The sequence below is a fragment of the Kluyvera sichuanensis genome, from assembly GCF_014218705.1.
Taxonomy (GTDB): Bacteria; Pseudomonadota; Gammaproteobacteria; order Enterobacterales; family Enterobacteriaceae; genus Kluyvera; species Kluyvera sichuanensis.
On the sequence record NZ_JABBJF010000004.1, the window covers coordinates 284,312 to 303,912 of the forward strand.

The window sequence follows — 19,601 nt, forward strand, 5'->3', positions numbered from 1 at the left end:
ACACGCATGAGAAAAAACATGTTAGCCAGCCAACGAAAGCAGCAGATCCTGGCGATTCTCGCCCGGGATAAACAGGTTCACTCCACCGAGCTCAGCCAGCAGTTTCAGGTTTCGGAAGACTCTATTCGCCGCGACCTCAGGGAGCTTGCCGCCGCCGGATTACTCCAGCGCGTCCACGGCGGCGCGCTGCCGGTCTCTGCCGCCATTGCGCCGTTCGAAGCAAGAAAAAACGTGCAAATAGACGCAAAGAAAACCATTGCCCAGAAAGCCGTTTCGCTGATCGGCGCAGGTCAGGTAGTCATCATCGACGGGGGAACCACCACCACCGAGATGATCAAGCTGCTGCCAGTCGATCTGCCCTTTACCGTGGTCACCCACAGCCCGAGCGTTGCCGTCGGGCTGATTGATTACCCGGCGATTGAGGTGATTTTGCTGGGCGGCACGCTGTTCAAGCACTCCGTCGTCACCACCGGCTCGGCCATGAGCGAAGCGGCCAGCCGTATTAACGCGGATCTGTTTTTTATGGGCGTGACCGGCGTGCACCACCGAGCGGGCTTTACTACCGGCAGCTTTGAAGAGGCGGCCGTCAAGCGCCTGCTCAGCGAGCGGGCCTCGGAGACCATCGTAATGGCCTCGCAGGAGAAAATTAACGCCGCTTCCGCCTTTGCGATTGGCGGGCTGAATCTCGCCAGCACCCTGATTATCGACGGCGAGCTGGATGCGCCGCTGACGGCAGCCTTAGCCAGCCACGACGTGTCGGTTATCGCGTAACGCGGCGCAAATGACCTTATTCCCAGAAGTGGCTTTAACCCGGAGAAGGTAGGTAGCTCACAACTCTGCGGTCGCTCGATAACGGTTCGTATTTTCGCATGATAGGCTTTTTGGATGACTCCTTTCGGCACTGGCCGCGGCGAACCGTATGACGCTCCGATTGACCTTCCAGATGAAGCTGTTTCTGTCGCTGCTGGCGTTCTCCTGCCTGTTGCTGGCGCTGCTTGGCGCACTGCTGTTTCATTTTATCGACCGCCAGTTGCATCATGATTTGGGCCAGCGCGCCCGGATTCAGGCCAGCGAGATTGCGCTAATGCCGGGGCTTGCCGCCATGGTCGAGCGGCGGGATATTCCCGGCATTGCACGTTTGATCCAGCCGCTACGCGCCGAGAGCGACGCTAGCTATATCGTAGTGGGCGACGCCCGCGAGCAGCACCTCTACCATTCGGAATCACCGGAGCGTCTGAACCTGCCGATGATCGGCGGCGATAACGCCGAGGTGCTGCAGGGCAAAACCATTATCTCAATACGTAAAGGCGGGATTGGCGTGTCGCTGCGCAGCAAGGCGCCAATTTTCGACAGCCAGCATCGGGTTATCGGTATTGTCTCCGTCGGCTACCTCACCTCCTACATTGCCAACATCAACGCCCGCCTGCTGTGGCGCACCGGGCTGTATGGCATTGCCCTACTGCTGCTGCTGTTTATCTTCTCCTGGGTGCTGGCCCGCACGCTAAAAAAGCAGATGTTCGGCCTCGAGCCGAAGGATATCGCCCAGCTGGTGCTCCAGCAAAAAGCGCTGCTTGAGGCGATGTACGAAGGGGTATTTGCGGTCAATGCCGATAAACAGCTGATCCTTATCAACCGCGCCGCCAGGGAGATGCTCAATATTCAGCAGAGTGAGCAGGCGCTGCTCGGCAAGCCGCTGGATGAGGTTATTCAGCTGCCGCCAGCATTCTTTGCGCCGGGCAATACCGCGTACGACAGCCGTCATCATGATCACATCACCGTGCTGAATCATCGGGAGACCATCGTTAACCGCGTCGCTATTGAGGTGGAGCCGGGAACCCAAAGCGGTTGGGTTTTCAGCTTCCGCGACAGAAACGATATCACGACGCTCAGCAGCCAGCTCAGCCAGGTGACCCGTTATGCCGATAACCTGCGCATCATGCGCCACGAGCAGCTTAACTGGACCGCGACGCTGGTCGGCCTGCTGCAAATGCAGCGCTATGACGATGCCCTGCGCTATATCCGGGTGCATTCGGAAGGCGCTCAGCAGGTGCTGGATTTCCTCTCAATGCAGTTTGCCTCTCCGGCGCTGTGCGGCCTGCTGCTGGGGAAATACGTTAGCGCACGCGAGAAAGGCGTGGAGCTGACGTTCGACCCAGCCTGCCGGATGTCACGCCTGCCGGAAGGGCTGAGCGAAACCGAGCTGATGTCAGTTATTGGCAACCTGGTGGACAACGCCGTTGATGCCACGCTGAATACCACCACACGCACCGCGCCGGTGGAAATCTATATTTCTGACCGCAACCACGAGCTGGTTATCGAGGTGGCAGACCGGGGTTGCGGCGTAGATGAAGCGATGAAACCTCATATCTTTGAACAAGGATTTACCAGCAAATCCGCCGACGGCAGCGAGTTCACCGGCTCAGAGCACGGCATTGGCCTCTACCTGGTCGCGGGATATGTGCGCCGGGCTGGCGGCAGCATCGAAATCAACGATAACGTTCCGCAGGGTACCGTATTTTCGGTTTTCATCCCGTTCCAGACCACGCTTACCGCAGGACCTTCCCATGACTGATATCCGCCCTCTTGAGGTTGTTATTGTTGAAGATGAGCCGCATCTGGCGCAGTTGCATCGGGAGTTTATTGAGCAAAACTTCCGTCTGCGCGTGGTGGGGATCGCCAGCACGCTGGCGCAGGCGCATGCGCTAATCCTCCAGCATCGACCACGCCTGGTGCTGCTGGATAACTATTTACCGGACGGCCAGGGCGTTGAGCTGATTGGCAGCCCGCTGCTGAAGCAGTTTGAGTGTTCGGTGATTTTCATCACCGCCGCCAGCGATATGCAGACCTGTAGCCACGCGATGCGCAGCGGAGCCTTTGATTATCTGATTAAGCCGGTTTTCTCCCACCGTCTACAGGCGTCGCTGGAGCGCTTTATGCTGCTGGAGCACACCCTGCGGCAGGTGAAGGTGGTGGACCAACACGCGCTGGATAAGCTGTTCAATCTGCCCGCCGGTGAGGCATCGGGGCAGCCTTCCACCAAGGGGATTGAGCCTGCGACGCTGGCGCGGGTGCAGCGGATTTTTAGCGAGCACCCAGAGGTGAACTGGTCGGTTGAGCAGGTGGTCGAGGAGGCGGGGAGCAGTAAGACGACGGGGCGTCGGTATCTGGAGTACTGCGTGGAGATTGGGTTTATTGTGATTGAGATTCAGTATGGGAGTATTGGGCATCCGCGGCGATTGTATCGGAGGGTGGCTGAGTGATGACTCCATAGGCCGGATAAGCGAAGCACCATCCGGCCTACAACGCCGAATATTCCACTCTCTCAAATCCCCGCGCTCGCGGTTTCTATGGTGTTAATTGCCGAAACAACGCCAACAATCACATTTCCACCAGCCTACTTCCTCCCCCCTCTTGTCTCCCTCCCCCCATCCGCTATGTTGACTTTTAGTTCTTCAAACGTAACTAAAAGGTTAATAATAATGTCGAACACATTCCGTATCTCCCTACTCTCTGCTACCGTTTTCATGTCGTTCTCCGCCCTGTCCGCACTGCCTCAGGGTTACCCGGCCGACTACCAAAAGGTCGTCGATGCTGCGACCAAAGAAGGCAAAGTGGTTATCTACTCCACCACCGACACCAAAGCGGCCGGGCCGCTGATTCAGGGCTTTGAGGCCGCCTATCCGGGCATCAAAGTTGAATACAACGATATGAACAGCACCGAACTGTACAACCGCTTCATCAGCGAGCAGGCCTCCGGCGGCGGCAGCGGTGATGTGGTCTGGAGCTCTTCCATGGACACCGCGATGAAGCTCGCGACCGACTACGCCATGGAGTACGTTTCCGCTGAACAAAAACAGCTGCCGAAATGGGCGGTCTGGCACAACAAAGCCTACGGCACCACCTATGAGCCAGTGGTCTTTATTTATAACAAGCGCCTGATCCCAGCAGCTGACGTGCCGGACTCACACGCCGCGCTGGCGAAGCTGGTTGCCGGGCAGGTCGATAAATTCAAAAGCAAAGTCACCACCTACGATATCGAAAAATCCGGCGTTGGTTTTATGCTGTCGGTGATGGATTACAAAGCCGATCCTAACTACTTCAAGACGCTGGCCGACGTGGCCAAAGGCGGCTTAGCGGTGCAGTCTTCCACCGGTACGATGATGGAAAGGGTCTCGTCGGGCGAAAACCTGATCGGCTACAACATCCTCGGTTCTTATGCCGAAGCACGCGCCAAAACCGACCCATCGCTGGGCATCTCCTATCCGAAGGATTACACCCTGGTGCTGTCACGCGTCTCCTTCATCAGCCAGCAGGCCGAGCACAGCAACGCCGCCAAGCTGTGGATGGACTACGTGCTGTCTGAAAAAGGGCAGAACATTCTGGCTAATCAGGCGGATATCCCCTCTATCCGTAACGATATCGAAGGCAAAAACGACATCGACGGTATGACCAAAATGCTGGGCACGGCGCTGAAGCCAATCCCGGTTGATGAGTCGTTGCTGGAATACCTGCAGCCGAAAAAACGTCTGGATTACATCAAACAGTGGCGTGAAGCCGCGGCCAAATAAGCGCCTGAACCACGCGCGCCTTCGCTGGCGCGCTGTGTTCTCGCTTCCTGAATTCGTGTTATCGGATCTCTTTGCTTATGAACGCATTACGTAGAAAGTGGCAGAGCCTGCCGCGCGGCGTCGTCGTGCTGATAACCGCGCTGGCTATCTATACGCCGCTGTCGTTTATCGTGATCCAAAGCTTCCTGTCCGCGCCGTTTTTCTCCCCGGCAAAGGCCTGGAGCCTTGAATCCTTTGGCTTTATTTTTACCGACCCTGACTTCTATAAAGCGCTGAAAAGCGGCTTTATTCTTGCCTTCGGCCTGGTCATCATCGCCATCCCGCTGGGCGGTATTCTGGCCTTCCTGATGGTGCGTACCGACCTGCCCGGCAGACGCTTGATTGAGCCGCTGATCCTGGTGCCGATTTTTGTCTCGCCGATGGTGCTGGCGTTTGGCTATGTGGTCGCCGCCGGGCCGGTGGGCTTCCTGTCGCTATGGGCGCAGTCGTTGATTGGCTTCGTGCCGTGGAACATCTACGACATGTCGAGCATCGTGGTGATCGCGGGTCTGACCCACGTGCCGCATGCCTATCTCTATATCTCATCGGCGCTGCGTAGCGTCAGCTCGGACGTGGAAGAAGCCGCGCGTATTTCCGGGGCTTCCCCGCTGCAGGTGATGACCTCGGTCAGCCTGCCGATGGTGCGGCCATCGATTCTTTACGCCGTGGTGCTGCTGTATTTCCTCGGGCTTGAAGTCTTCGGCCTGATGCTGGTACTGGGCGACCCGGAAGGCAACATGGTGCTGGCAACCTACCTGTACCAGCTCACCAACAAACTCGGCACGCCGTCGTACCACCTGATGGCGGCGGTCGCCGTGGTGCTGATCTGCCTGACCATCCCACTGGTGATGCTGCAGCGCCGCCTGATGCGCACCGCCAACCGCTTCGTCACCATGAAGGGCAAGGCCTCGCAGGCCCGTGCGCTGCCGCTCGGCAAATGGCGCTGGATAGCGGGTGCCGTGGTGGCGTTCTGGCTGACCATCACCATCGGCGTGCCGCTAATGGGTGTGGTGCTGCGCGCCTTTATCTCCAACTGGGGCGTGGGCGTTTCGCTGTGGGATGAGCTGTCGCTCAGTACCTTCCGCACCATCTGGGAGCAGCCGAACCTGCTGCGCGCTATCATCAACTCGATGGCGATTGGCGTGATCGGCGGCGCACTGGCGGTGGGCTGTTATCTGTTTATCGGTATCGCCATGCACCGTAAACCGGACAACACCACCCGCTTCCTCGATTACAGCGTATTGGTTCCCCGCGCGGTGCCTGGCCTGCTCGCCGGTCTGGCGTTCCTGTGGGTGTTCCTGTTCTTACCGATGTGGCTTGATAACGCGCTGAAATCCGGCTGGCTCTCCGGCATGCCGTGGTCGCAGTGGCTGCGCGATAACCTGATTGTCTGGCTGCGTTCGTTACGCAGCACCATGTTCAGCGTCTGGCTGGCCTACACCGTGGTGTGGATGGCCTACGGTCTGCGGCTTATCTCTTCCACTCTGCTGCAGGTAGGGCCAGAGCTGGAAGAAGCGGCGCGCAGCACCGGTGCGACGCGCGGACAGATCACCCGCCATGTGACGATTCCGCTGTCGCGCTACGGGCTGATTGGTTCCTGGCTTTTGATGTTCCTGATCTTTGAGCGCGAGTACTCAACGGGCGTCTATCTGTTGTCGCCGGGCACGGAGACCATCGGCTCGATGCTGGTTTCTCTGTGGGCGGCGGGCGCTATCGACATCGTCGCGGCGCTCTCGTTTATCAACATTGTGTTGGTGGTGATTGGCCTGGGTATTGCCCTTCGTTTTGGAGTGAAATTACATGATTGAATTATCGGTCGAGAACCTGCACTTAACCTACGGCGATAACCCAGTGTTAAAAGGCGTGACTATGAACCTCAAGCGCGGTGAAGTCGTCTCGCTGCTGGGGCCATCCGGCAGCGGCAAAACCACCCTGCTGCGTGCGGTCGCGGGATTAGAAAAACCGACGCAGGGGTCGATTACTATCGGCAACAATAAGGTCTACGACGGCACCCCCCGCAGCGAAATTCCCGCCGAGGAGCGCAACCTGGGGCTGGTGTTCCAGTCCTACGCGCTATGGCCGCATAAAACGGTGTTTGAGAACGTGGCCTACCCGCTGAAACTCCGCAAAGTACCTACGCAGGAGATCAACCAACGGGTGCAGGGCGTGCTGGATCAACTGGGTCTTGGGCACCTTGGCAAACGCCACCCGCACCAGCTCTCCGGCGGCCAGCAGCAGCGCGTGGCGATTGGCCGTGCGCTGGTTTACAACCCGCCGGTTATCCTGCTCGATGAGCCGCTGTCCAACCTCGACGCCAAGCTGCGCGAAGAAGCTCGCGTGTTTCTGCGTGAGCTAATCATCAAGCTTGGCCTCTCGGCGCTGATGGTAACGCACGATCAGAATGAAGCGATGTCGATTTCCGACCGTATTTTGCTGCTCAACAACGGCAAAATCGAGCAACAGGGGACGCCGCAGGAGATGTACGGCTCGCCGAAAACGCTGTTCACCGCCGAGTTTATGGGCAGCAACAACCGCCTGCACGGCAAAGTGACTGAGATCCGCGACGGCAAAGCGCGCGTAGAAGGCAGTGGCTGGGCGCTATGGGGCCAGGCGGGAGAAGGTGTGCAGGTTGGCAACGAGGGCACGGCGGTGATCCGCGTTGAGCGCGTAGCGCTGGTCGACGGGCCGGGCGATAACCAGCTTGAGCTGCCGCTGGTCACCAGCATGTACCTCGGCGACCGCTGGGAGTATCTGTTCCGCACCGCTGGGGATGATTTTGCTATCCGCGCCTACGGCAACGAGGTGCGCGACCCGCAGCACTGCCACCTGTCACTGCCGGAAAAACACGTCTGGGTATTCCCGAAATCCTGATGATTCAGGGGGCGGCGCGTGCCGCTCCCTTATTGTTGCTGACTTATAGCGCTGTTAGTCGCTGCACGTTCAAGCTTTCCAGCTTGCCATCCAGAATCGCCAGAAAATCGTCGTGATAGGCATGACGACAAATAACCTCAAGTAAAGAAAATTGCATTTGATCGGCAGATAATAGGAAACTAAACTACCGTTCAGTTTGCATAAATCAGCCCTTTTGTCTCCATCCGCAGCCTACCTTTAGCGCTGTAAGGCCTGTCCTGCAACATCAAAACGAAAATCTAATAGATGTGAAGAGTGAGTGACTGCGCGTCGATTTTGATTAAAGGTAATCAAAATGTTGTCGATGGTTATTCTATCGTATGTGTTTTTTAATATTTCACAGGTAAAACTATGTCCTGGCTTAATTCCGTTTTATTGGCGCTCACCTCTGTGCAACCTTATATGGTGCCAGCAACCGTTATGGGCCTCGTCAGTTTTGCTTTCCTTTGTTTTATTTTCTTTTATTTTTATAAGTCGGTAACCATTGTTCGCCGTCTGAAAAAATATACACAATCAATTAATAGCATTGAGAATAATGATCCTGAGAATCAGCTCAACTATCTGAAAAATTTGTTTGTTCAGCCTGAGCTTAAGCATGCCTGGAGCGAATTTGCCGAGTCTCTGCATCCTCAGCATGAGCTGATCGGTGGCGAAGAGAAAATTGTCAAAGTTCGTGCCACCGCCCCCAGCGCCAGCTACTTCTCTGAACAACAGCTCGTGGATATTCCCCTTAACACCGAATTCTTTAAACACCTGCCCGGCATACTGACCGGCGTCGGGATTATTGGGACATTCTATGGGCTGATGATCGGTCTGAACCACTTTGATCCCAGTACACCTGAGCAGGTCACCAGCAGCGTTAACAACCTGCTGCATGATGTGTTGTACGCCTTCCTCGGCTCGGCATTCGCTATTTTCTTCTCTATTCTCATCACCTGGATGGAAAAACTGTCCATTGCCAGGTGCTACAAACACCTCGAAAAATTCACCGCGGCCCTCGATGCACTGTATGACAGCGGCGTGGGTGAGGAATACCTTGCCTCACTGGTGAAATCGAGCAACGAAAGTGCTACTCAGGCACGCCACCTAAAAGAGAGCCTGGTCACCGATCTTCGCGACATGCTGCTGCATCTCGCCGAAAGCCAGAAAGTGGAAAATGAACGTCTGGCGAATACGTTAAGCACCACCTATCGCGAAACAGGCTCGCAGTTTGCCGATCAGGTGAGCGGTGCAATTGAAAACAGCCTGAAGTCACCGCTGGATAAAATTGCCGGTGCAGTGCAAACCGCCAGCGGCGATCAAAGCGGCATGGTGCAGAACATGCTGCAGGATGTGCTAACGGCGTTTATGGCAAAGCTCGATACCACTTTTGGCCAGCAGTTTACCAATCTCAACGACATGATGGGTCAAACCGTTGGCGCCATTCAAACGATGCAAAGCGGATTCTCTACTCTGCTGCAGGATATGCGTCAGGTCAGCGACGATTCTCGTCAGGGTAGCGCGCAGCTGATTGAACAGCTGCTCTCTGAAATGAAGTCGGGCCAGCAGGCCATGCAGGCGGGTATGAATGACATGCTTACCAGCTTACAGGCCTCTGTCGCCAAAATTGGTGCTGAGGGTGAAGGCGCTGGTGAGCGTATGGCACGCCAGCTCGAGAAAATGTTCGCCGACAGCGAAGCGCGGGAAAAAGCTCAGGCAGAACATATGTCCGCCTTTATTGAAGCCATTCAGAATTCAGTGCAGCAGGGCCAAAGCGCAACGATGGAAAAAATGGCCACATCTGTTGAAGCACTCGGGGAGCAACTGGGCAGTCTGTTTGGCCAGATTGATAAGGGCCAGCAGCAGATTTCAGCCAATCAGCAGGCTAATCAGCAATCTCTGCATGAACAGACACAGCGGGTAATGAGTGAGGTTGACGATCAGATCAAACAGCTGATTGACACCGTTGCCAGCCAGCATCAGGGCACGACAGAGACCCTTAACAAACTCGCAGAACAAACCAACCGACAGATTCAGGATATGCAAAACGGCGCAGAGAAAATGCGTGCGGCTGCGGAGCGTTTTGAACATGCGGGCGAACGGGTATCGGAAGCCAACCACCTCACCGCTGATGTCCTGAATAAAGCACAATCAGCGGGTTCATCGCTTTCACTAGCCACCAGTGAACTCTCTTCGGTGGTCGCGGATTACCGTAATAATCGAGAAGCCGTCAGCAAATCTATTGCTATGCTGGAACTACTTGCGGCCAATACCCAATCGGAACAGACCACCCGCAGTCAATTCATTACCGATCTTAAGCAGCACGGTGAGCGCTTGCAGAGCTATAACCGTGAAGCGCAGACATTTATTGAAAACGTCAGCGATGTGCTTGGAAAAGGGTTTGAAGACTTCTCTGAAGGCGTTACGCGCAGCCTCGATAAAACGCTCGGTAAACTGGACGTTGAAATGGCGAAAGCCTCTACTCTGCTTGCGGGTTCCGTCGAGCAGATTGGAGAAAGCGTCAGCGAGCTTGATGATGTCCTGTCACGCGTACGTGCTTAAGGGGTGACGGCAGATGTTTGGAAATGCATTTGGCGTTAAAAAGCGCCGCGGCGATGAAGCAGAGAAACCCTTTTGGATCTCCTACGCTGACCTGATGACCGCTATGATGGTGTTATTTCTGGTGGTGATGGTGGCATCGTTAAGCTCTGTTACGCAGCGCATCCAACGTGCGGAACAAGGTGAAAAGGTACGGGGACAAGATATCTCCAGGCTGTGCGAACGCCTGGAACTGCATGCCCGTAACGTGAACAAAACCATCGTGGTGGATTGCCACGATAATCGCATCAGCTTCGGTGAGGCGGGACGTTTTGATCACAACCGATTTTTCCTGAATGCCGACGGGCAAAAAGCATTGCAGGATGTTGTGCCGTTGGTGCTTGAGGCAGCCGATAGCGACGAAGGCAAGAAATGGTTTAAGCAAATCGTCATTGAAGGCTTTACCGACACGGACGGTTCTTACCTTTATAACCTGCATCTTTCCCTGCAGCGCTCTGAATGGGTAATGTGCAGCCTGCTCGATAGCCGCAGTCCTCTGCAAAATAGCATTTCTGCAGCACAACAGATTCAAATTCGTAAGCTTTTCCTGGCGGGTGGCGTCTCTTTCAATAATGCAAAAGAAAGCAAGGAAGCCAGCCGTCGCGTCGAGCTACGCATGCAATTCTTCGGGCTGAAAGATAAACGCGATGGGACCGATGAGGTGGACTTCCCTCCGGTCGTCAATAAAGAAGTTTGTCAGCTGGTCATGCCGCAATGATCCCCGCGCTGAACGCTCTATCACAACGCATCGCGGCTAAGCTTTCTTCCGGCCAGCAGAATGACCATTATCTGCAAAATGATTTTCACGCGTTGGCCTCTGCGGCCCTGGACATGGAAAAACGTTTTGATAAGGCTGAAAAGATCCCCACTCCACCGCATGAAATGCGGCTAGCGGCCCTTCGTCGTTTTCGCCTTGCAGAGAAACTTAACGATCGAGAGTGGCGGATGGTGTTTTATGGTCTTGCCGATAATGATCCACAGTACCCCGGCCAGCCGATACTGCTGGAGGACGCGCAGTTTTTCCCCGAAGTAGACCGCGCCATTAAAAGTCGGATTGAAACTAAAACGCTAAAGCGCCGGGACTGGGCTGCGCTGTGTTCAAGCTACTTTGCATACCGGCATGAATCTCCAGAAACAAACCCGAATTGGTGCGCGCTACGTGGGCATATCGGCCAGGGCTATTCCGTGGTCAAAGCGGCTATCCGCAGAGAAAAGTCGTGGATGAAAACCATAGAATTTTACCACGACATTTTTACCCCTCAGGCGGGGGGCGTCATTTCAAAACAGCTATTATCAGGCGAAAGCCATTCTCTCTCAGCATTGGAGAAGATAGCCCAGATCCCCGATAGCAGCTGGTTATGGAAACGTATTTTCACAGTGCTATTGGCGCAGCTTGATACTCTGGACGATCCGCAGTATTTGGACAAAATCAGTTGGCTATTAGGTCTGGCGGCACAGTGGGTGCGTTTTCGTGATGACATCATCACAGCGACGCTCACCCGCTATTACCATTCGACCTACCGCGATCAGGCACATTCTGCTCTGAAACAGGCCGCGCTCGAGTACTGGGATAACCCTCAGTTGAAGAGTCAGCAGAATAAGTGGCATCAGTATGTTTCTGAACCCGTTGCCGCTATGGTACGGGGCTGGTTAGCAAAACAGGACTTAATGCATTTTTTCGATCTGCTGCGTGGAAACGGCGATGTGGATCAAGCTCGACTGCACTATTGGCTGCGTTTCGCAAATCAGATGGGATTTACCCGTATCGTGATGGGGCCAGATGCCTGGCAACACCGAGGCAGCGACTTTATTAAATTCCGCGAGGAGAATAAAGGACGATTGAGCCATCTTCGCGGCGGACGTAGCCTTGATAATGCCATGATTATGCAGATTAACGATTACCTGTTTGTCGAGTTTTCGGGAACAGGTAATGCGATGTATGCCTATAGGATTGGACATGCGCCATTTAACCCAGAATCACGAACCCTGGACATCAACATACATCTAAAAGACCAGGGACGCTGTGCGCTCCGCATGCCTCATACGCCAAGGGCGGAAGGCTATAACAAGGTCCGCATCACTGGCTGGATGCTGAAATACGACGAAGAGCTGCGCAAACTGGGGATCCGCTGGATGGCTGAAGAACCCGTCAAATTTGTGGATAAAAAAGCGTCCCCCCTCACCACAGTATCTGATGTCAAAATTATCAACCCGCTGCGTGATACGGCGATACAGCGCCTGGTTGAAAACGCCTCCTGTATCGTCAGCGATAATCGACAAAAAGGTGGGGTCCTGTCCGTACAGCTCAAAACAGCGGATGAAACGACGGAAAGAGAACTACTCCGACTCGGCTTCACCCCCGTGACTAAAGAACCTCATCGTTACTGGATCAAATAATGCTGAAACGTCTGTTAAGTAAACTGACTGGAAACCGTCAGCAGATAGAACGCCACCTGAAGAATCAGTACCAGATTGAGGAAACTGGACTCAGTTTTCCGCAATCATTGGTTGATGACCCGGCGCTTTGGGCTCTGGCATCCTGGCTGGAGCAGTTGGCCGAAGAAGACTATCTGATATCGCTAACAGACCGCTGGCTATTAAGCTGGAATGCCTTGTATCACCTGCTGGAAGACGAGGAGCACGCCAGCAGTCTGCCTCTGATTGGCGTCCCAGAGGTCTTGCCATTACGCGCAGGGCTACGCTCCCAGGGCGCGTTAAGCGATAGTGATTTTCGTGTCTGGATTGCCGAGTGGGTCACGCTCCCAGCGCGTAACGCCATCCGCTTTAGCCGCACCGGTGCCATTTTTACCTATGAAAATCAACAATATCTGCTATCCAGGGAAAACTGGAACCTCTTGCAGGCAACGGAACAACTCAGCACACAGCAAATCCAGGATCCAGGCGAAACCACAAATCAGTTAGGATGGGCCGCTATCCGTAAGTGCGCAAAACTGGCCGCTGCAAAATTTGATGATTATTTGGAAAAAACGCATGTCATCAAACCAACTTCATTGTCTTTGCGCCTGCGTAAGGCAACCGTTGCTGATACTGCCGTTATCGAAATTGAGCCCCACTTCGAAGACCAACCCGCCAACTGGCTCGGTAGCTTTGATAAGAATGCGCAGGTTCATGATAGCTACCGCATCCCCGGCGAGAATGGCGAACTCAGCCATGTCATCATTCCCCCTGAAGTGAAAGAGGTGCTGAGCTCGATACGCTCAATTCCAGGCCGTCGAGTGGCGGGTAGCGAAGCGCTTTCCTTTGTTCGCAACCCCTATACCTTCCTGGGTGAAGATGCCGCGAACGTGATTGCCCCTGAAGAGCACGAGCAGGCACTGTTTGATGCCCATATTTTCTTCCATCACTTCAGGCTGCAACCTCGCGTCAATGATGAGAACAAAATAGAGGATGTAACTCTGGTTCTGGAGCCCATCTCACCCGTACCGCAACCCGAAGTATCATTCATCTTCTCCGCTCCATGGGAGCTGGATAAATTTATTCAAGCTCTGGGTATAAGCGTTGCCGCACACATGCCCGCGGGCTCCTGGCAGGGTTACGAACTAGAACTGAGTCAATTCACTGAACAGCAGTGGCATGATTGCCAGTCACTGCTGACGCGCTGGCAGCAGGAAGTGGAAGGTAAAGAATTTAGCGATGTTCTGGATATCGGGAAATATGGCGATCGCGTCATCGGCATTGGGGAATTTGAGAAAATATCGTCACCCTGGCTGACCAAGGCGCAAAGTGAAAACTGGCTTCCTGAGGATTTCGACTTCTCCGCATTTTCGGTCGAGACGCTAAATGGCTGGCAACCTGAAAATCAGCACCATTTTGATGAACTGCAGGTGAGAATTACCCACGCGGAAGCCGCTGGCGAAACGCATATTACCGCGCCCTGGAATGACACTGAATTATCGCTGGATACCGCTAAAACATTCAGTAAGAACTGGGAAAAACAGCAAAGCGCAAAAGAGGAGTCACCTGGCAATGCGGCAGATAAAGCCACCAGAGCTGTACTCAAAATTGAACAAAATATCGAAGAAGCAGCCTATATCAAGCAACGCCGCGATTCGCTCCTCAGTGCGCGTCATGCAGAACCTGAAATTCCGCTCAGCCTGAAAGCACACATTCAACTCAAAGATCATCAGCGCGAAGGTGTGGCCTGGCTCCAACAACTGTTCCTTCGTTCACCTCAGGAAACAGCCGGCTGCCTGCTGGCAGATGATATGGGTCTGGGTAAAACGCTGCAAATCCTGAGTTTTCTGGTCTGGTTTATTGAAAAGTTTCCGGATGAACCACCAAGCCTTATCGTTGCTCCGGTCTCTCTTTTAGATAACTGGGAACGTGAACTGGAAAACTTCTTCTACACCGCAGGTATTTCAGTACTGAAATTGTATGGCGAGACGATTAAAGCCGTAAAATACCCAAAACAGGCCATTCCAGCGCATCTACAATCTCAGGGGATTAAAAACCTGCTCAAACCCGGCTGGCCGGGCAAAGCAAAAATCATTCTGACGACCTACGAAACGCTCCGCGATCAGGAGTTTTCATTGGCGCGGCAGCCGTGGTCAATCATGGTGTGCGACGAGGCACAAAAAATAAAGAACCCAGCAGCCTTAATCACCCATGCCGCCAATGCCGTACAGGCAAGATTCAAAGTGGCCTGCACCGGTACGCCCGTCGAAAATACCCTGGTAGACCTCTGGAGCCTGTTCGATTTCGCCCAGCCAGGTTTATTAGGCGCACTCAATGAGTTTGGTAAACACTATGTTCGCCCCATCGAGAGCGAAACCGGTCGTGACACCGAAAAATTAGAGAATTTACGCACGTTGATCGAACCACAAACGTTGCGTCGAACTAAAGAAGAAGTCGCGCGCGATCTGCCGAATAAAATTGAGGTAACCAGCTGTAAAAAGCTGCCACTTTCTGGCCCTCAAAAGCAGCTATACCTTTCTTCAATTGCGAACTGGCAGCAGCAACAAGCGCTCAGCGAAGGAATGCAGCAGGCCGGGACGGGGATGCTGGGCTTATTACATCGACTCAAACTTATCTGTGCTCACCCTGCCGTGGTGAATCCAGAACCTCGCTACCAGGAAGGCTCGCCAAAGCTCAACTGGATGTTGAAAACCCTGGATGAAATTAAACATACCAGCAAAGACAAGGTGATTATCTTTACCGAGCTGCGCGATCTGCAGCGCGAAATCCAGCATGCGATTCAGCAGCGTTTCGGTTTTCGTCCAACGATTATCAATGGCGATACCAGTACCAAAAGCCAAAGCCAGAACAGCCGCCAGCGATTAATTGATGATTTCCAGGCTCAACCCGGTTTCGGGGTGATTATTCTCTCCACCGTTGCCGTTGGCTTTGGGGTTAACGTCCAAAAAGCCAACCATGTGATTCATTTCACCCGCTGCTGGAACCCGGCAAAAGAGGATCAGGCCACCGACCGCGCTTACCGTATCGGCCAGACGAAGGATGTTTATGTTTATTATCCGACGGTAAGAGACGCTGATATTACGACGTTTGAGGAAACGCTGGACGAGTTACTGAACCGCAGGCGAGCCCTGGCAAGAGATATGCTCTGTGCTTCCCCAGACTTAAGCGGTGCAGATTTTGACGCGGTATTCAAAGGGGCCTGACGATAAACACGGAACGTCCAATATGTTGCCTTAACGGTAAAATATAGGCAACGAACCGCAATATACGGGCTGTTAGTTGAGTTCGATGGAGTGGCCACGTTTAGTTTGATTTATAACTAAGCGTGGCCTGCGGGCTGCCGTTTGTGTATCGCGGAGTGGTGAAAGGTCAAGCACACCGTCATCTGCAATGTCCGCAGCGACTGTTGTGATCGCGGTGGCGCGTTCTATCGCCTGATTTTCGACGGCGCAAGCAAGAGCATCATTGGCGGTGCTGATAGTAGCATTCCAGAACGTGGCGCGGTCGGCGGAAAGGAAAAGAATGTCACTCCATGTCCATAGCCCGCTTTCAGTCATCAATTCGATATCGCAATGGTCGTAAAACAGCCCGCCGCAGCGCTCGCGTTCGCGATGGATCTGCTGCTTAACGTGGAAGGTTTCTTTTTTGCGCCGAGAGCGGGGGAGAGAACTGAAGGGTTTACGTGGTCGTTTCATTGCCTGGCCTGCTGTTGTCGCTGGCGAAAACCCAGCCGCGCAGTCTATCCAAAGCCGAGGTGGAACGCCAGCATCCCTGCTAAATTGACGGTAATCAATCAATCCTCCTTACAGTGTTGCACGCCGTGTAATGTCATCGCATGATGTTACACGACACGTAACACGGAATTGATTATGGGTATTTTTAAAACTCCACACCCGGGCGAAATGATCGCCCGCGACCTGGCAGACATGGGCATAAGCGCCCGTCAATTTGCGCTGAATATCGGCGTTACCCCGGCAACGATTTCCCGCTTCCTGAGCGGTAAAACAGCATTAACGCCATCACTGGCGATCCGCATTTCCGCCGCGATGGGCAGTACGCCGGAATTTTTCATGCAGCTCCAGACGGCGCATGACCTGGCGCAGCTGCGCGGTGAGATAGACATTAGCGACATCAAGCCACTTTCTGAAGAGCCAGCGCCCGCTAACAGCAAATAACCGCCATAGAGCGACCCAAAAAGAAAAAAGTGACGATGAATAGCAATCAAAAGAAATCGCTGATCCCCTTGTGTTTCCGCGCTGGCTTAACTGAAGAGCAGACCGCCCGTCTACTGGTGGATAAGGTGCTGGAGTCCTCCCATTGGCGCGAACCTGAGTATCGCCGCCGGTTGAATAGCCTGGAGCGCCAGAGAGCGATGCCGGAATTGGTGAAGGCATTGCACGCTGCTGGTTTCAAAGACACGGTGATTTCGCGTTGGTGCGGACTGTCGCAGCGTACCGTGTTGGCGCTGCTGGCGCGGGAGATTTAAACGATGGCGAAGAAAAAAAAGGCCAAGACCAAAGCCAAAACGATAACCCTAGCCCAAAAAAGGGCGAATGAACGCGCGGAAGCGATCAGGATTGGTGTGCAAAAGGCGCTTTCTGAGCTGCGCGTTAACGAGGGTTACGCCAGTTATAAGGCCATCGCCCAGTACATCCGCACCAGGCTGAATAAGGGGTTTAGTCTGGAAGCAATCACTCGCGACCTAAGAGAGAGTCATTTATACAAAAAAGCCCAACAGGCGGAGAATCGTAAGCGCTGGGACGTGGTGATCCGTAACGCCTTTAGTCGTCTGGGTATCACCAGCCGCCACCCGAACTATGACAAGGTGCGGTCGCTGGTGAATGGGCTGGCAGAGACAAATCTGACTGCTGAAGATGTTGCCGCGAAGCTGGACGCGCACCCCGTGGTAACAGAGTCACGCCGCCTTTACATTGAGCGCCGCGCGGAAATGGAACGCCAGATTGATAGTGGCATTGAAGAGCGCAAGAAAACGCGCGTTGATATGCGTGAAGTGCTGGCGTACCTGGCGAAGAAGAACGGCACAACGTATGTCCCGCCCGCAGAGCGTGAAGATGTGCAGCCGGTTGATGTCGTTCCGCGTCATAAAGCCCCCCGCACGCTGACCGGTGCAGGCGCAATCACCACGGCGCACAAGAACCCGCGCACGTATGACCTGCCGAACCTGCAAATGAAGAATCCGCAGGTGAACAAGTCCGGCATGGTGCGTGCGGTGAAGCTGGTGGGCGCACGCCTGCCGGAGTTCCGTCAGTACCTGTATAAGCACCGCGATAGCGGTCTGGCTGCTGATGCGCTGGCGGTTCGCTTTATGGGTATGAGTAAGCCGCCGGTAGTGAAAGCGGAGCCGGAAAAGGTGCCCGTAGTGGAGCTGGTGCCGGAAGTCGTGCAGGAGCCGCAGCCAGCGCCTCAGCCTGAGCCGATCGCCGTTAAACCTGAACCAGTACAGCGGAAAGAGCCTGCGCCCGTCCTGACGCTTCCTACGCGCTCTAAGCGCGAAGGTCATGAAGTGACGGTTACCAGCCGCCCGGATCAAGCTGATTTCGCCGCAGCGGTTCGCCGCAATTGTTTCGACCGTTGCGTGATTACCGGCGCGAGCCTGCGCCAGCGCACCGAGGCGGCGCACCTGGTGGAGCACAGCGCCGGTGGCCTTGACCACTACAGCAACGGGCTGCTGCTGCGCGTTGACCTGCACCGGCTGTTTGACGCGGGAATCATTGCTATCTGCCCGGAGACGTTGACCGTTCACGTTAACCCCGCTGCGCTGGCTGATGACCCGGATTTACAGCAGTACCACAGCAAGCCGATCGCCGAGCTGCGCCGAGCGATCGACCCGGCGAACCTGGTAGCACGCTGGGAGCGATTCCAGCGCATGAACAAGGAGGCTGTTTGATGAGAACAGTTGAAGTGTTACTGCTGGTGGCGGTGCCCCATGGCGAATAACGCGGAAAAGAGGAAGGTCAACCACGAAGCCAACCTGGCAGCGGCGCGAAAGGCCAAGGAGATCACACCACTCTGTTTGATCGCGCGTAAGCGGTTCGCCCGTGTAGTCAAGGTCATGCCGCATATCGGATTCGAGATACCTGGTTATGAGCAACTGCCGGTGGGTGAGCTGAAGGCGTTGCTTATCCACAAGTGTGAGCAGCGGAACGGCAGACCCACCCGCCACACCCAGCAGCGCCCCGGCTACCATAATCACCACGTGATACCGTGCCACCGGTTTCCGCTCAAGCGTGAAGACCCGGCAGCACACGTCCCGGAAAACTTGCTATGGGTGACGGTACCGCAGCACCAGGTGCTGCACCTGCTCGACTGGGTTGTAGAGCCACGCAATGATTCCTGCATCGCGACCGTTAAGCGATGGGCATGGAAAGCAGACGGCACCCGCAAGCCAGCAAACACGCGGGAGAAATTCGCCCCTGGTGAGGTGGCGGAGCTAACCGGCATCCCTGATAAGCCGCGAGGGAAGACAAAGGACAGGGCATACCAGGCAAAACTGGAACAGAGAGCAGCGAAGAAGGAGAGCCGCGAGGCCAAGAAATCTGAAAGCGCCCGTAAGCGCGAGCTGAAGAAAACCGATCTGCCCGGGTACATGATTGAGAGAGCGATGGAGTCGATAAGTCGTCCGAAATACAGCAAGCCGCTCGGCACACCGTCACACCTGGCAGGCGTTCGCGTGAGTGATTTCGTGTACCGCGTTTACCTGAGCATCAACGCCCGTTTGAACATGGGGGAGTTTCGCGCATTAAGCGAAGATGAGCGCCGCGCAACGCGGAGAGAATGCATTTCACGGCTACTGAAAAACCCACCAGCCGATCCACACGCGAAGGGTGATAAATCGCCCCAGAACGCCGCCTAAGACCATATTCAGGAAGAACGACCATTTATGTCCCTGGAGGATGCACGGTGCAAAATTGAGGCCTGGCGCATACACTATAACCAGAGACGTCCCCATTCTGCGCTGGGCTGGATGGCCCCGTCCGAATTTGCTGAAAAGTCTGCCGGTTGCCAGAATACGCAACCAACATGAAGCCGGTTATTCCTGATTATGACTGG

The 19,601-nt window shown here is 54.7% G+C and carries 16 protein-coding genes; 15 read left to right on the top strand and 1 reads right to left on the bottom strand.

The annotated features are described in order from the left end of the window. Window positions 1-18: 18 nt before the first annotated feature. From HII27_RS07275 to zorD, 10 genes are all read left to right on the top strand, one after another. Window positions 19-771: a DeoR/GlpR family DNA-binding transcription regulator gene (locus tag HII27_RS07275; RefSeq protein ID WP_185667258.1), complete on the top strand. Its 753-nt coding sequence runs from the start codon at window positions 19-21 to the stop codon at window positions 769-771. Window positions 772-919: 148 nt separating this feature from the next. Beyond that, complete coding sequence (locus HII27_RS07280) at window positions 920-2,572, top strand: ATP-binding protein (RefSeq protein ID WP_185667259.1); 1,653 nt, start codon at window positions 920-922, stop codon at window positions 2,570-2,572. Further along, window positions 2,565-3,260: a response regulator gene (locus HII27_RS07285; protein ID WP_185667260.1), complete on the top strand. Its 696-nt coding sequence runs from the start codon at window positions 2,565-2,567 to the stop codon at window positions 3,258-3,260. The genes HII27_RS07280 and HII27_RS07285 overlap by 8 nt, the downstream gene beginning before the upstream one ends. A gap of 219 nt (window positions 3,261-3,479) precedes the next feature. After that, window positions 3,480-4,568, top strand: coding sequence for an ABC transporter substrate-binding protein (locus HII27_RS07290; RefSeq protein ID WP_185667261.1), 1,089 nt, complete (start codon window positions 3,480-3,482; stop codon window positions 4,566-4,568). 77 nt (window positions 4,569-4,645) lie between these two features. Next, entirely contained in the window at window positions 4,646-6,415 is a 1,770-nt protein-coding gene (locus HII27_RS07295) for an ABC transporter permease (RefSeq protein WP_185667262.1), read from the top strand. Further along, window positions 6,408-7,478 (top strand): ABC transporter ATP-binding protein, encoded by a 1,071-nt coding sequence (locus HII27_RS07300; RefSeq protein WP_185667263.1) that lies wholly within the window; start codon window positions 6,408-6,410, stop codon window positions 7,476-7,478. Before HII27_RS07295 ends, HII27_RS07300 begins: the two co-directional genes overlap by 8 nt. 390 nt (window positions 7,479-7,868) lie before the next feature. Further along, window positions 7,869-10,058 (top strand): type I Zorya anti-phage system protein ZorA1, encoded by a 2,190-nt coding sequence (zorA1, locus tag HII27_RS07310; RefSeq protein WP_185667264.1) that lies wholly within the window; start codon window positions 7,869-7,871, stop codon window positions 10,056-10,058. Window positions 10,059-10,071: 13 nt separating this feature from the next. Beyond that, window positions 10,072-10,812: a type I Zorya anti-phage system protein ZorB1 gene (zorB1, locus tag HII27_RS07315; protein ID WP_185667265.1), complete on the top strand. Its 741-nt coding sequence runs from the start codon at window positions 10,072-10,074 to the stop codon at window positions 10,810-10,812. Next, entirely contained in the window at window positions 10,809-12,491 is a 1,683-nt protein-coding gene (gene zorC / locus HII27_RS07320) for a type I Zorya anti-phage system protein ZorC (protein WP_185667266.1), read from the top strand. Before zorB1 ends, zorC begins: the two co-directional genes overlap by 4 nt. After that, a complete protein-coding gene (gene zorD, locus HII27_RS07325) occupies window positions 12,491-15,733 on the top strand; it encodes a type I Zorya anti-phage system protein ZorD (protein WP_185667267.1) in 3,243 nt (1,080 codons plus the stop codon). Before zorC ends, zorD begins: the two co-directional genes overlap by 1 nt. A gap of 72 nt (window positions 15,734-15,805) precedes the next feature. Here zorD and HII27_RS07330 read toward each other — a convergent pair whose 3' ends face one another. Beyond that, complete coding sequence (locus tag HII27_RS07330) at window positions 15,806-16,225, bottom strand: hypothetical protein (RefSeq protein ID WP_185667268.1); 420 nt, start codon at window positions 16,223-16,225, stop codon at window positions 15,806-15,808. Between the two features lie 174 nt (window positions 16,226-16,399). Here HII27_RS07330 and HII27_RS07335 point away from each other — a divergent pair, with 174 nt between their 5' ends. From HII27_RS07335 to HII27_RS07355, 5 genes are read left to right on the top strand one after another with little or no spacing between them, the layout of a single operon-like run. Next, window positions 16,400-16,705, top strand: a complete 306-nt coding sequence (locus HII27_RS07335; RefSeq protein WP_185667269.1) for a HigA family addiction module antitoxin — start codon at window positions 16,400-16,402, stop codon at window positions 16,703-16,705. A 35-nt stretch (window positions 16,706-16,740) separates the two neighbouring features. After that, window positions 16,741-17,016, top strand: coding sequence for a hypothetical protein (locus HII27_RS07340; protein WP_185667270.1), 276 nt, complete (start codon window positions 16,741-16,743; stop codon window positions 17,014-17,016). A 3-nt stretch (window positions 17,017-17,019) separates the two neighbouring features. After that, window positions 17,020-18,438 carry an HNH endonuclease signature motif containing protein gene (locus HII27_RS07345; protein ID WP_185667271.1) on the top strand — a complete coding sequence of 473 codons (1,419 nt, stop codon included), beginning with the start codon at window positions 17,020-17,022 and terminating at the stop codon, window positions 18,436-18,438. A 39-nt stretch (window positions 18,439-18,477) separates the two neighbouring features. Next, window positions 18,478-19,404, top strand: a complete 927-nt coding sequence (locus HII27_RS07350) for a hypothetical protein (RefSeq protein WP_185667272.1) — start codon at window positions 18,478-18,480, stop codon at window positions 19,402-19,404. Between the two features lie 6 nt (window positions 19,405-19,410). Further along, window positions 19,411-19,575, top strand: a complete 165-nt coding sequence (locus HII27_RS07355) for an integrase core domain-containing protein (protein ID WP_317983841.1) — start codon at window positions 19,411-19,413, stop codon at window positions 19,573-19,575. The last annotated feature ends 26 nt before the right edge of the window (window positions 19,576-19,601 follow it).